The organism is Leptolyngbya sp. GB1-A1 (genome assembly GCF_039962475.1).
Classification (GTDB): domain Bacteria; phylum Cyanobacteriota; class Cyanobacteriia; order Elainellales; family Elainellaceae; genus Leptolyngbya_A.
In genome coordinates this window covers 1-13,648 of record NZ_JAMPLI010000012.1, presented here as the reverse complement: position 1 = coordinate 13,648, position 13,648 = coordinate 1, and the positions used below count along the sequence as shown (strand labels likewise).

12 protein-coding genes and 1 pseudogene are annotated in these 13,648 nt (G+C 51.2%); 5 read left to right on the top strand and 8 right to left on the bottom strand.

The window, feature by feature from the left end; translation table 11 throughout:
* Both NDI45_RS13810 and NDI45_RS13805 read right to left on the bottom strand, forming a co-directional pair.
* Positions 1 to 2,367 (bottom strand): tetratricopeptide repeat protein, encoded by a 2,367-nt coding sequence (locus tag NDI45_RS13810; protein ID WP_348247675.1) that lies wholly within the window; start codon positions 2,365 to 2,367, stop codon positions 1 to 3.
* A gap of 471 nt (positions 2,368 to 2,838) precedes the next feature.
* Positions 2,839 to 3,507, bottom strand: a complete 669-nt coding sequence (locus tag NDI45_RS13805) for a hypothetical protein (protein WP_190792879.1) — start codon at positions 3,505 to 3,507, stop codon at positions 2,839 to 2,841.
* An 827-nt stretch (positions 3,508 to 4,334) separates the two neighbouring features.
* On the opposite strand from NDI45_RS13805, the gene NDI45_RS13800 reads away from it, so the two are divergent.
* A complete protein-coding gene (locus tag NDI45_RS13800; protein ID WP_190792880.1) occupies positions 4,335 to 4,619 on the top strand; it encodes a hypothetical protein in 285 nt (94 codons plus the stop codon).
* Positions 4,620 to 4,875: 256 nt separating this feature from the next.
* Positions 4,876 to 6,294, top strand: coding sequence for an argininosuccinate lyase (gene argH / locus NDI45_RS13795; protein ID WP_348247674.1), 1,419 nt, complete (start codon positions 4,876 to 4,878; stop codon positions 6,292 to 6,294).
* An 83-nt stretch (positions 6,295 to 6,377) separates the two neighbouring features.
* Here the strand turns inward: argH and map are convergent, their stop codons facing one another.
* Entirely contained in the window at positions 6,378 to 7,208 is an 831-nt protein-coding gene (map, locus tag NDI45_RS13790) for a type I methionyl aminopeptidase (protein ID WP_190792882.1), read from the bottom strand.
* Positions 7,209 to 7,436: 228 nt separating this feature from the next.
* Here map and NDI45_RS13785 point away from each other — a divergent pair, with 228 nt between their 5' ends.
* On the top strand, positions 7,437 to 7,853 hold the full coding sequence (locus NDI45_RS13785) for a VOC family protein (RefSeq protein ID WP_348247735.1): 417 nt from the start codon (positions 7,437 to 7,439) through the stop codon (positions 7,851 to 7,853).
* Positions 7,854 to 8,001: 148 nt separating this feature from the next.
* On the opposite strand, the gene NDI45_RS13780 is transcribed toward NDI45_RS13785, so the two are convergent.
* The gene (locus NDI45_RS13780) at positions 8,002 to 8,094 is read right to left on the bottom strand and encodes a cytochrome b6-f complex subunit PetL (RefSeq protein ID WP_190792883.1); all 93 of its coding nucleotides are present in this window, start codon (positions 8,092 to 8,094) and stop codon (positions 8,002 to 8,004) included.
* A 139-nt stretch (positions 8,095 to 8,233) separates the two neighbouring features.
* Between NDI45_RS13780 and aroB the strand changes: the two genes are divergently transcribed.
* A complete protein-coding gene (aroB, locus tag NDI45_RS13775) occupies positions 8,234 to 9,331 on the top strand; it encodes a 3-dehydroquinate synthase (RefSeq protein ID WP_348247673.1) in 1,098 nt (365 codons plus the stop codon).
* Positions 9,332 to 9,355: 24 nt separating this feature from the next.
* Positions 9,356 to 10,408, top strand: a complete 1,053-nt coding sequence (locus NDI45_RS13770; protein WP_348247672.1) for an AI-2E family transporter — start codon at positions 9,356 to 9,358, stop codon at positions 10,406 to 10,408.
* A gap of 337 nt (positions 10,409 to 10,745) precedes the next feature.
* Here the strand turns inward: NDI45_RS13770 and NDI45_RS13765 are convergent, their stop codons facing one another.
* The 4 genes and pseudogenes from NDI45_RS13765 to NDI45_RS13750 all read right to left on the bottom strand — a co-directional run.
* Positions 10,746 to 11,492, bottom strand: coding sequence for a peptidoglycan-binding protein (locus tag NDI45_RS13765; protein ID WP_348247671.1), 747 nt, complete (start codon positions 11,490 to 11,492; stop codon positions 10,746 to 10,748).
* A gap of 442 nt (positions 11,493 to 11,934) precedes the next feature.
* Complete coding sequence (locus NDI45_RS13760) at positions 11,935 to 12,840, bottom strand: prohibitin family protein (RefSeq protein ID WP_348247670.1); 906 nt, start codon at positions 12,838 to 12,840, stop codon at positions 11,935 to 11,937.
* A 64-nt stretch (positions 12,841 to 12,904) separates the two neighbouring features.
* The gene (locus tag NDI45_RS13755) at positions 12,905 to 13,207 is read right to left on the bottom strand and encodes a hypothetical protein (protein ID WP_348247669.1); all 303 of its coding nucleotides are present in this window, start codon (positions 13,205 to 13,207) and stop codon (positions 12,905 to 12,907) included.
* Positions 13,208 to 13,407: 200 nt separating this feature from the next.
* Positions 13,408 to 13,536: pseudogene (locus tag NDI45_RS13750) on the bottom strand (IS1 family transposase); the annotation flags it as partial.
* Positions 13,537 to 13,648 lie beyond the last annotated feature (112 nt).

Here is a 13,648-nt window from a genome sequence, read left to right as displayed (position 1 = left end):
TCAAGAGCGGCTTTCCCACGGCAGCGGCGTATCTTCCTGCGGCTGAAATTCGGCGGAGGGTAGCGGAGTCGGCACAGGACTGACAGGGATTTGATTTTCTGCCTGACGCCTTTGCTGAGCCTGCCGGAGTGCCGGAATGCTGCGCTTCAAAACGCCTTCCAGGCTGGAGAGGGCATTGCGGGCGATCGTGTGATTGGGTCGGATTGCCAGCACTTCACTGTAGAGATCCACGGCGGCATAATAGCGTCGCTGCTGAAATCTCACGCCGCCCAGGGCAGACAGAGCGTCCACATTTTGAGGCTCCCGCTTGAGAATCTCCTCATAGGCGGCGGCTGCCTGGTTCAAATCATCGACCTGCTGAGCAATCTGACCCTTGAGAAAGTAACCGGTCAAATCATCAGGGTCGCGGGCAATTAGCTGATCGACGTATGCCATTGCCGCCGTTTGATTTTGCTTTGCAATGACTTCCGCCAGCCGCACCTGTATCCCAATTTGGGTTGGGTCTGCCTGGACCAAAGCCCGATAGAGCATTTCGTAAGCCGGGTTCGCGGGCAGCGCGGCAACCAGACTATACAGCTCTGGCGGAGTATTCGTGAGCGGCTGACTGGTTAACCAGCTCCGCAGAATCGCTTCTGCCTCCGATCGCGACAGCATATTTGCCTGATATTGCAGGCTGGCTTGTCCAAGCTGCTGGGCTGGGTCTTGAGGATTGAGAGCGATCGCCTGGTTATAAAGCAGCAGTGCCTCCCGGTACGCTCCCTCTGCCTGCCGCACTCCGGCTAACCCTTGCAGTGCCCCACCCAGAATGTCCGGGTTCTGGGGTTTGCTATCAATAATGGCTTGATAGCGGCGAATACTGTCTTCCAGATTGCCCTCGCGCTGATCGATCGCCGCCAGCAGCAGTTCTGCGACCAGATTGGGCTGCTCAGGGGATGCCTGCTTATAGGTCGCCAGCACCGATCGCGCCGTGTCGTATTTGCCCTGCCGCAGATACATCTGAGCAATTCGGAAATAGAGCATTGGCTGAGCCACGCCCGATCGCACCAGGTTTTCGTAAAGCGGCAGCAGCATCGGGTTGGGCTGCTTAATCTGGATTAATGCGTCAGCGATCGTCTGCTGTTGGTCTGCTTCTGGGGGCAGCGTTTGCAATAGCTGAGTCAGCCGCGTCAGCAGATCCGCCTCGGAACGTTTGCTGCTCTCATACTCCAGCACCGCAAGCCGAGTTTGCAAGCCGCGATCATCCGGCTGAATTTGTCCCAATCGCTGATAAACCGCAAGGGCAATGGATTGGGACTGAGGAACACCTGCCAGCACGTCCGCAATTTCTCGCTGCGTCTGGACTGACACTTCTGGATCTGTCAGCACCGACTGAAACAGCGCAATTCCCTCATTCAAGAACGCTTCTCGATTCCTAATCGGCGCAGTCGGGATTTGTCCGATCGCCATCAAAGTCCGCCCTAGTATCATGCGCGAATCCGATCGTTCCCGCAGAGGGGCCAGCGCAGTTGTAGCGCGATCGAACCGTTGCAGGGCGGCATAGGTTAAAGCAAGCTCTGCCCGCATACGAATGGCATCCGGCGTGAGCCTGCGCTGCGATCGAAGCTGATTTTCTAGCACCTGAACGGCAGCGGTCGGTTCTCCGGTCAAGCGCAAAACCCTGGCATAGGCAATCGCAGGATCGCCCTGAAGCGGTTTACCCGTCTGTCGATAACGATCGAACAGCGTAAGACTCTGAGTAAAGTTACCTTGATAGCCGTATGCCTGCGCCGCTCCCAGCAGCACTTCGGGAGTGGGGTCTTTTTGCAGCACTTTTTCGTAGTCTGCGACGGCAGCGTCAAACTGTCCCTGGTAGATATATAGCAAAGCACGCTGGGCAAGGGCTTCCGCGTCTTCTGCATTGCGCTGAATCAGTTCGCTCAGGGCAGCGATGCCGCGCTCGTGCCATTCAGGACGATAGCCGCCTAACGTTCCCAGGCTCAGCCGGGCTAAGCGGTTATTGGGATCGATCGCCAAGACTCGCTCGTATGCCTGAAACGCATCAGCATCCCGTCCGGCACGACGATAGGCGATCGCTAAACCCAAACGTGCTTCAAGCGACTGGGGCATTTGCTGAAGTAGCTGTTCAAACCGGGCAATTGCCTGATTCACTAAGCCCTGATCCAGCAGCGTATAGGCATTGAGCACAGAAGAAGGAACAGTTTGGGCAGAGGCACTGAGCAAAGCAAGGGTCGAGCTTCCCATACTCCAGAGTCCCAGACTCAAAACCGCACTCCAGGCGAGGTGATAGGACAGGCGATGGGGCAGACTTGAGGCGAAGCGGTTCCCCTGCCGGGGTAGTCGCGGACGAAAGGGAAGAGAGGAATTCATACGGCTAATTCCAGTTGGAATAAATTTCCAAAGACACAATTCCTGAATGGACGCAACGAATCAGTGCGAAATCTATTAATTCTGAATCACTGAAGTTTTGCAGCACACCCAGCAGGGAACCCAATTAAACCCAAAAGAATGAAATCGTTATTGAGCAACAACAGATCAATTATCAGTTATCAGTCACGAATAACCAATGACCAGCGACCAATGACCAAGACGATCGCCTCCACTTATTGTTGTCTTAACTCAAGCACATGATTTAGACATTCGCCACAAAACAGTCGAAGAATGAAACCGTGAAATCACATGAAGCAAAACAAAAACCAATCCAATAAATCGAATTAAATAGCAATTGCGAACAGAATGGAGTGTAGACCGAAGACTATCAGTAAAATCAACAGAAGTAAGCAGCAAAAATTGACGATCGCAAACCTAACTCAACGAACACAAGTAATTATTTTTCCTGACTCAAGCACGAGCCGAAGCATTGACCGAAGGATTGATCGAGTGAGCGATCGAATCTCTGGATTCAGGGTTTTGGAGCTGTTCAACCTGATTCGTTAACTGCTTTAAAGCAGTCTTTAATTCCTCGATCTGAGCAGATGCCTGATGGTGGAAACCGGACTGATGGGCGATCGAGCTGTGTGAATTGGAGCTGTGTGAGTTCGAGTTATGCGAGGCAGCATAGTGCGCCGGATTTGCATGAACCGGTGCAAAGGTAGATGCAGAATGAAGGGAGGCTGCCCCCGGCAAAACAGCATCACCCGGATCTAAAAAAAAGCTGAGTCCTTGACTTTGAAGCCTGGACTCAGAAAACTTGAGACTTTCAACCTGGTGTTCCTGCTGTCGAAGCTGCTGTTCTAGCGCAGATACCCGATCGCGGGTTTGATTCAGCGTTCGAGCCGTGTTTCGCCATTCAGTGAGCGACAGAGCAAGCAGCCCAACTCCGGCACTCAGCCCAGCCACAAGCCCCAGATAAGGGGATGCCAGGTCTTGAATTCGACCCGTCAGCAGCGGTTTTTCCTCAACTTCAACGGTAATCGGACGAGAACCCAGGAAGAGCAGGGGCAGCGTTGCAGCCGAAAAAACGAAGCCCGATAGACATACGGAAAGGAGCAAGGAGCGTGAAGTAGCCATGATTTTCAGTGAACTCGTGTAGAAACAACGAATCAGTCGATCGGCTCGGTCTACTTGTTTATACGAGAACAATCCGTAACTTCAGCACAGTACGGATCTTTTTATTCGGAATTTACATAGGTTGCGGAGTTGAATTCAAAATATCCGGCAGCAACGAGCACTTACTATAGCAGGTGAAAGCGAATAGAAGTATCTTTATAAATTTCGTTTGACTATGTGGAAAAAGTGAAATTTTTTTCGTTCTAAATGTATCGTTTCTAACGATTTTTACGGATTGCTTCCACGTTTTTTCTCCCTAGAATCGTTACCTCATCCTTCCTTAATAAAGCCTATATAAAGGAAAACCGTGTAAAAGAAACCATAGGGAGTTTCAATTCCGTAAGGCACAAATTACGAAGTGCAGATTCAAGCGATCGAGGGTTGGCTGTCCTCAACCGTCTACTCAACTGCTTAAAAAAGATGCCTATTTCATCAGAAAGATTGCCCTAACCAATCGATTGCGGCAGGACTCACTCTGAGGGCTCAGGCGATCGCACCGCTGCAAACAGAACCTCGCGGCATCATCCAGACTATCTCATCATCCAGGCTATCTAAAGTGCCATCCCAAATCGCCCATTGAGAGTTGCCATTTTGAAACTCATCGACCCGAACTCCTTCAATCGCACGAACCGTTCCGCAGAAATCCGCAGAAATGAGGAAGAATCAGGAACAGACCTGGTTAAGGCAGCCCCTTCTGCAACGCTTTCCCAAATTCCTGTGCCGCAATTCCAGAACTGTGGCAAACTAGGTTCGTTTCATTTCCTTCTATTCCCCGATTATCTCTGCTTATGTCCGTTATTCACATGATTGATCATTTGATCGACCCACTCCTGCTCTGGTTGCCTGATGCTTCGTGGAGCGATGCTAGCCATCACCTGCTCGGACAGGTTTCGATCGATTTCCACCATCCCTTCGATGCCATGCAGACACTCCTGGCGGAGCAGTTTGAAACCGATGTGTTTAAGGGAACGCGTACCACTTTGAATAACTTTGTCAAATCGGGTCAAGCCTGGGCAATGCTCGCCGGGTTTGTGATTGGCTATATCGTCCGGGGACTCACCACCTACGGCTAAAAGTTCCACTTCGTCAGCATCAGGTTGAGCAAAACTACGATTGGGCAGCATTCTGGTTAGGCAAAACTACGGTTGGGCAGCATTAAGAAATTGTCTTTCGCAGTTGGGCGCAATACGAGGTTCTAATCTGCTCGTTTCCCAGCGAACAGTTCTCGCAAAACCGATCGCGGTACAATCGCTAGGATTTCGCAATGCACGCGATTTGAACGCACCCTGAATGCGATGATTGACCCGCTCTTGATTGGAGATTCGCGCTTTGAGTAATCTATCTTCTCCACCTGCAACCTGGAGCCAGCGGTTTGAGGCAGCTCTCCATCCGGCAATTGCTCGCTTTAATGCCAGTATCAGCTTTGATCTTGAGCTAATCGAGTACGACCTCACCGGGTCGCAAGCACACGCTAGAATGCTGGCAAAAACAGGCATTATTTCCCCAGAGGAAGGAGAAACCCTGGTCACAGGGCTAGAGCAAATCCGGCAGGAGCATCGGCAGGGCTTTTTTAAGCCGGGAGTGGATGCTGAGGACGTTCACTTCGCAGTCGAGCGACGGCTGACCGAGCTGGTGGGCGATGTGGGCAAAAAGCTGCACACGGCTCGATCGCGGAACGATCAGGTCGGAACTGACACCCGGCTGTATTTGCGCGACCAGATCCAGATCATCCGGCAACAGATTCGCCAGTTTCAAACCGTGCTGCTCACCCTGGCAGACCAGCATATCGAAACCTTGATCCCTGGCTATACCCATCTGCAACGGGCACAGCCCCTCAGTTTGGCGCATCACCTGCTGGCGTATGTAGAAATGACCGATCGCGACTGGGAACGGCTTGGCGATGTCTACAAGCGAGTGGATATCTCGCCTCTGGGCTGCGGCGCACTGGCAGGAACGACCTTTGCGATCGATCGCCACTACTCAGCAGAACAGCTAGGCTTTGGTCGCGTGTATGCCAACAGCCTGGACGGGGTGAGCGATCGAGATTTTGCGATCGAGTTTCTGGCGGCAGCGAGTCTGATCATGGTTCACCTGTCCCGTCTGTCGGAGGAAGTGATTCTTTGGGCATCAGAGGAGTTTCGCTTTGTCACCCTCACCGATAGCTGCGCCACAGGCTCCAGCATCATGCCGCAAAAGAAAAACCCCGACGTGCCGGAACTGGTACGGGGCAAAACCGGGCGCGTGTTTGGGCATCTGCAAGCCATGCTCGTGCTGATGAAAGGACTGCCCCTCGCCTACAACAAAGACCTACAGGAAGACAAAGAAGCCCTCTTCGATGGGGTCAAAACGGTGCAGGCTTGCCTGGAAGCAATGACCATTCTGATGCAGGAAGGCTTAGTGTTTCGGGTCGATCGCCTCAATAGCGCTGTGGATGAAGACTTCTCCAACGCCACCGATGTCGCCGACTACCTGGCAGCCAAGGGCGTTCCCTTCCGCGAAGCCTACAATCTTGTGGGCAAAGTCGTCAAAACCTCGCTCAGCGCAGGCAAACTGCTTAAGGATCTAACGCTCGAAGAATGGCAGAGCATTCACCCCAAGTTTGAGTCGGACATTTATGAGGCGATCGCTCCGCGTCAGGTGGTTGCAGCGCGCAATAGCTACGGCGGAACGGGGTTTGAGCAGGTGAGACAGGCACTTGCAGCCGCAAAAGCGCGAGTTGGGCAGGCAATTAAGACAAACCAGGAATAAAACCCTCCCAAAGGGGCAGTTTGAATCATCAAAATGGCTCTCAAACCGCCCCTGACCCGACGCTCAATCCAAGCCCCGAGCAATCACACCTTCGATCGATCGGTTAAAATCTCGTAGCCTTCTTCCGTGACCAGCACCGTATGTTCAAACTGGGCAGAAAGGCTGCGATCAACCGTGACCACCGTCCAGCGATCGGAAAGGGTGCGGGTGTGCTTGGAGCCTGCATTAATGATTGGTTCGATCGCCAGCGTCATACCGGGTTTAAGGCGGACATTGGGCATTTCGTGGGTGCGGAAGTTGAACACCGAAGGTTCTTCGTGCAGATTGCGCCCAACACCGTGCCCCGTATAGTCCTCTACGATTTTGAAGCCGTTTGCCTCGGCGTGATCCTGCACCGCTCCGGCAATATCTAAGAGACACTTCCCGGCTTTCACTTGCTCAATACCTTTGTAAAGCGTTGCTTCCGCCGCCTGAATTAGCTTTTGGGCAGCAGGCGTAACTTTGCCAACGGCGATCGTAATGCAGGAATCCCCGTGAAATCCGTTAAAAAATGCCCCAGTATCGACCTTCAGCACATCCCCGCGCCGGATCACCTTCTTGGGATTGGGAATGCCGTGAACCACTTCATCGTTAATCGAGGCACAGATGGAAGCTGGAAACCCGTAATAGCCCTTAAAGCTCGGCGTTGCGCCCATTTCGCGAATTCGCTTTTCCGCATGGGCATCTAGATCTGCCGTTGTCATGCCCGGCTCGACCAGCTCAGAGATTTCTTTGAGAACTGTGGCAACGATCGCCCCCGCCTGCCGCATAATTTCGATTTCTTGAGGCGTTTTGATTTCCACCGTACGTCGCTGCTTTTGAGGACGAACGGACAACGCGGGAGACTTGGACAGGAGATCGGTGAAAATATTCATGAACAGCGTCAGGAAAAGGAGTAAGTTGACAGGAACTCTCGCAGGCAAGGGTAGCGCGATCGATTTCAGACTTTATCCTAACAAGTTCTTTAGAGCCAGAGGACTTCTCTAGAGCGATCCAGGCTTTGCCCTGTTCTTTAAGATGGAAGGCAGAAGAGAATTTCAAGATAAACGTGCAGAGGCTCGCCACATCTGCCAGTTCAACCGAGTTCTTTCAGCAAAGCAATGATTCAAATTAGCCGCTACCTTCACACCGCAATTCTTGTCTCTGACCTGGAGAAAGCCGATTTCTTTTACGGCACCGTTTTGGGACTGCCTCAGGTCGATCGATCGCTTAAATTTCCAGGACGCTGGTATCAGATTGGCGACGTGCAGATTCATCTCATTGTGCATGAGGAGCTGAACCAAACGATTCCCAACGCAGAAAAATGGGGGCGAAATTCGCATCTGGCTCTAGCCGTCGCAGATCTCGAAGCCGCAAAAGCACAGCTTCAGCAACACGGATACCTGCTGCAAATGAGTGCTTCCGGGCGATCGGCTGCCTTCACACAAGACCCAGATGGAAACGTCATCGAATTAACCCAGGAACTAACACCGGAACTAACACAGATTGAAAATGGAACTGAAAATGCAGCTTCAACGTGAGCCGACTTGGAATTGCCGCTCAAGCAACACCTGACAATGCCATTGATGAAATAGAATCCGCCTTTTAAAACTCAAAGTCCCCCATTCATGGGGGATTTAGGGGGCGATGCCAGATCGCTGCCACTGCTTAAACGATGACAACGATCGCTTAGATCAGCTTTACAGCACGAAGTCCAAAATACAGTGCCAGTGCAAATCCCGTAGTACCACCCACAATCAGCAGATATGCAATTGCTCCCATTGACCTTTCTCCGTCTTTAAAGCAGTAAACATCACATCCCTATTCAAGCATTTTTCGCCCCCCTCCTTTCGCCGAACTGCCCGACAGTCCCTATCAATGTGGAGTAAGATCAGCCCACAGGCATTTGTGGAAGCAAGTCATGAAGTCGATCGTTCGAGTAGAGTTACCGCAGCAGTCTTACGAAGTCGCGATCGCGTCGGGCGGACTGGAACAGCTAGGACACTGGATGCAGCCGCTCAAGCTGGGGCAGAAAGTGCTGCTGGTATCGAACCCCATGATTTTTAAGCAGTATGGGCAGCAGGCGATCGGCTCCCTCACCGCTTCCGGGTTTGATGTAGCGACGGTGATGCTGCCTGCGGGCGAACGCTACAAAACGCTGGCATCGATTCAGAAAATTTATGACGTTGCCCTGGAAGATCGACTGGAGCGATCGTCTACAATTGTCGCCCTGGGTGGCGGGGTGATTGGCGATATGGCAGGCTTTGCGGCAGCGACCTGGATGCGGGGAATTCACTTTGTTCAGGTTCCCACGTCTTTGCTGTCAATGGTAGATGCCTCAATCGGAGGCAAAACGGGCGTGAACCATCCGCAGGGCAAGAATCTGATTGGCGCATTTTATCAGCCGCGCTTGGTGATGATCGATCCGCAAGTACTGCAAACCCTACCGCCAAGGGAATTTCGGGCAGGCATGGCAGAAGTCATCAAATATGGCGTCATCTGGGACGCGGGGCTATTTGAGCAGCTTGAAGCCGCCAAGCGACTGGATCAGCAGCGTTATGTCAGCGAGGAACTGCTGCACCAAATTCTCTCGGCATCCTGTGAGGCAAAGGCACACGTTGTTAGCAAAGACGAAAAAGAAGCCGGACTGCGTGCCATTCTCAACTACGGACACACGATCGGTCATGCAGTCGAAAGTCTAACAGGCTACAAAGTGGTGAATCACGGCGAAGCAGTCGCGATCGGCATGGTGGCTGCCGGACAAATTGCCGTGGCCCTGGGAATGTGGGATCAGGAGTCCGCCGATCGCCAGAATGCGCTGATTCAGAAAACAGGATTACCCACCCGATTACCTGCCGGAATGGATCTGGAAGCGATCGTCACTGCTCTGCAAAGCGACAAAAAAGTCAAAGATGGGCGCGTTCGATTTGTGCTACCGACGGCGATCGGCTCGGTGACGGTGACCGATCAGCCCACAGCTGAGGTGATTCGGCAGGTACTTGAAGTGATGCAGTCTTGAAGCCTGGAAACCTCGTAGCGATCGATGCGAACTTCTGAACTGCTGCGCCGCTATTTGCTCTACGGATTGAGCGGTCCTGCGATCGTGCTGAATCTGTGGGTTTTGGCGCAGGTTTTTCAGTATTTTGAGGGCTTGATCACTCTGGTTGTTCTGAGTGCAGTGCTGGCACTGATTCTCAATTATCTGGTGCAGGGCTTTCAGAAACTTGGCTCCAGCCGAACCCAGGCAGTTTTTCTGGTGCTGATGCTGTTTATAGTGCTGCTGATTGTGCTGGCATCGACGCTGATTCCCATTTTGATCGATCAGACCAATCAACTCCTGCAAGGACTGCCCGACTTGTTACGGGCAAGCAATCAAAACATCACCTGGCTGGAATCGCTGATCAATCGCAACAATTTGCCGCTAGATCTCGCTCAAATTACCAATCAGCTTGCCACCCAGATTCAGGGAATTCTGGCCCGCTTGCCCGAACTTGCCCTCAACACGCTGGGACAATTGTTTGCGTCAGTGTTTTGGATTGTGCTGGCGTTTTATATGCTGCTGTACGGCGATCGGTTCTGGAAAGGCTTGATCCGGCTGCTGCCTGAGAAATTTGGCGATGCACTTAGCCACTCGCTTCAGCAACAGTTTCACCAGTTTTTCCTGAGTCAGGTCTTGCTGGCACTGATTATGGTGGCTTGTCTGATCCCAACCCTGCTGTTTTTGCAGATCAAGTTCAGCCTGCTGTTCACGCTGATTGTGGGCTTATTTGAAGTCATTCCGCTGATCGGTCCAACGATCGGTATTAGCCTGGTTTGCCTGCTGATCTGGGGACTTCAGGGCTTTGTGCCTGCGGTTCAGGTGCTCGCCGCCAGCGTCATTTATCAGCAAATTATCGACAACATTGTCGCGCCCCGGCTACGAGGTGATTTCACCGGACTCAATCCTATTTGGATTATTATTTCCCTGCTCATTGGTGGACGAGTCGCCGGATTTGTGGGCGTGGTGCTGGCAATGCCGATCGCCGCCACAATTAAAAGCACGATCGAAGCCATGCGCGTTTCAGACGAGCCACTAGCACCAGAAACAGAAACTTAGATACGTTCTGAATTTGAAGCCTGCCCTGAACAGGTTGAATAGAAATGCAGGCAGGAATGGTCGTCGCTTCCAAGCTGAATTACCCAGAAAAAAAGGCGTTGCTGAATAAGCTTATGATTCGCCCCCCTAGCCCCCCAACTTTTGGGGGAACCAGAATTCAAAGTCCTCCAGCATTGGGGGATTTAGGGGGCGATACAGAAGCTAAATTTGCACCCTTCATATCCTGATTCAGCAATGCCCAAAAAATGTCCCCTCACTTTATAAGCAAGAGGACAGTTCTCATCATTCAGTTGTCTTAATTAAGGCATCGATCGAGCCATTCAATTCATGTTTGAATCTAGGCTTGATTGCGCCACTGGCGAGTAAATTCATTCAGCGTTGCAGCGGAGATCTGGGTTTGCAGCCAGTTCAATGCCTGAGGCTGATGAGGATTTTGTTGCGGGTTGTAATTCGCTTTCAAATCAACAAGCATGATCGGGATAAACCGCAGCACCATCCAGGTTTTAGCACCGACAATGCCGTCTGCCTCAAGCTCATTCTTTGCTTGAAATGCCACAACTGCCGCACGAGTTGCGGGACCAAATGTACCATCTACGGTCAGACCAGAATTAAACTTATTCAGCAGCTTTTGCAGTTCGACGACGGCCGCGCCACTGCTGCCTTGCTGAAGGGTCGGATCGCTAATGGGCGGAGCATTACGCCAGCGACGAGCAAATTCTGCTAGGGTTTGCAGCGGAATCTGCGTTTGCAGCCAGAACAAGGCTTCTCTTTGATGCGGATGCTTTGCCGGGTCGTAGTAGGTTACAACATCCACCAGGCGAAGCGGCTGCACCGGAACCGATCGCAAAGCTACCCAGGTTTTCGGACCCACAATTCCGTCTGCTACCAGCTGATTGTCGCGCTGAAACTTACGAACTGCCGCATCGGTTGCCGAACCAAAATCTCCGTCTACTGCCAGCGTTGCTCCTTTCGTGTTCAGCAGTTTTTGCAGCTCGATGACTGCCGCTCCTCGATCGCCCCGACGCAAAATCGGATCGGATGCAGCGTTTGCCTGAGCCGGATTAAATGCTTTAGAAGCTGTCATAAAAACTCCCCTTTGTTGATGGATGGAAAGGATAATTGGAATTGCAAGATTTGAATTTCGGATTTGTCTAGCTTATTGACTCAATACAAAGACAAGTTCACCAATTCAAAATTCGATCGAATAAACGTCGAATTGACCTTAATGAGTTAACAAAGCGATCGGCGTGTTGATCCTTAAAGCTAGCTCAATCAATTCATAAAAGTTAACTTCACCTGAATTATCAAAACTGAAGTAATACCCTGATTAACTTGGCTTCAGGTGTTTTTCACCCTCGTTCGTGTACCAGGTTATTCGCTACGAATCCGCTAACACCTCGCCCGTTTAGGCAATTCCATCTCACCCGATCGGGCGATCCAAAAAGAGGATTAAAAACAGGACAAACGACTGAGAAATTGAGAGGACACCGCGCTAAAGAAAAGTAGCACTGGAGGGGCTAAAACGTTTATTGTCTAGCGTTTTGTAAAGTGCTCGAATCGAGCTGAAACATTAGGGGCGTGCCACTCTGACCACCGTTCAAAATCAACACTTTGGCATTGTCTGAACTTGCAAGCTGCTGCGTTGCCTCGATCGCCTTTAGTTGCAGGGTTTCACCGGTCAAACTGCGGGCAATAATTGCCTGCGCCTCAGCGATGCCGCGTGCCTCCACTTTTTTGCGTTCTGCCTCTTGCCGGGTCTGCTCCAGGGTGAAGATCATCTGCCGGCTTTGCTGTTCTGCTTTGAGTTTTTCCTGAATGGCAGCTTGCAGCGTCTCAGGTAATTTGATTTCTCGCAAAAATGCATCCTGCACGGTGTATCCCAGCGGCGACAGTTGCTCGGTCAACCGCTCCCGAATGCGATTGGCGACCTCTTGCCGTTTATTCGAGTAGATGGCTTCTGCGGGATAGCTTGCCGTCACTTCACGCACGATCGATCGAAACTGAGAAATCAAAATTTCAGATTCATCCGTGCCGATTTTAGCAAACACATCCGATGCCTTCTGCGGATCAAGCTGATATTGCAAACTCACATCCACTGTGAATGCCAACCCTTCTTGGGATGTCGATTCGATCGTTTCTTTCACATCTTTGAGACGAGTTGATAGCTTTTCGACATCTGAAAACGGATTCAGAAGATGAACTCCCGGATTCAACGGACGCTGATCGACTTTGCCAAAAAACTGCACCACGCCCACCGACCCCGCAGGAATCACTACAAGGCTCTTGGCGATCGTCGAAAAGGCGGCAACTCCTGCAATCAGACCCGTCACAACCCGAATTGCAGTGCGGCCCTGCTTTTGCGAAATTCGGCTGCTGTTCAAGAAAAGCAGGATGGCAACCAATGTTGTGATCAGCGATGAAATGAAGCCCATCTTTGTTCTCCTGATAAAGGCGATCGGGCTTAGTATTCACCGTTTTGGGCAATGCATATCGCCATTAATATGAACTTAAACCAGTGGGAACCGTTCTACCAATGGGATGGGCAAGAATAAAGACCAACGCTTCACTTAAAACTGCCTGTAGAACTAGGAATGCGATCGCAACGTTGGCAATGAACAGAAGTTTGAGGAGGAATGAAGCGGAGACGGTTACTAAAATTCGTTTATCATCTGAATCTGCTACATAACGGCGATATTCACCGGTTGCCAGTAACCCCTCAATCCTAACCGATTCGCACTCAACAGTCCGGTGCAATGAAGGGTTGGGGTGCGGCAACCAGGACTGAACCTCATACAGCATCTAACTGACAAGGTTACCTAGCTAACAGCGTTATCCCTTGGGAAGAATGAGCAGAAGAACGACATTTAGCAGCGCAGTTACGATACCTTCTGAAGCTGCACCTTTAACTAAATTCCACTTTCGTGCGCGAGTTGCGTAAATCAATAACGGACTAAAATATAGGGCTTGAGATATCCCCATAAATATTCCTGCAGGCAGTGCTAAATCGGTAAGGATGCGTTGTAGTGGTGAACAAAGTACCAAATTGCTCCAATATGGTTCTCTAATTTCTTAAAAAACGACAACGTCTTCCTCACTAACCGTGATACTCGCTGGCGTAAGGTGCAGTTATTAACCCGGCAAGGAAAGAGAGGGCAGGATTAGGAGAGAAATTGTTAGCATAGAGGTATGAACAAACCCGATGCTCGAACGCTGAATCTAGCCACTCAAAACTATCTGCGG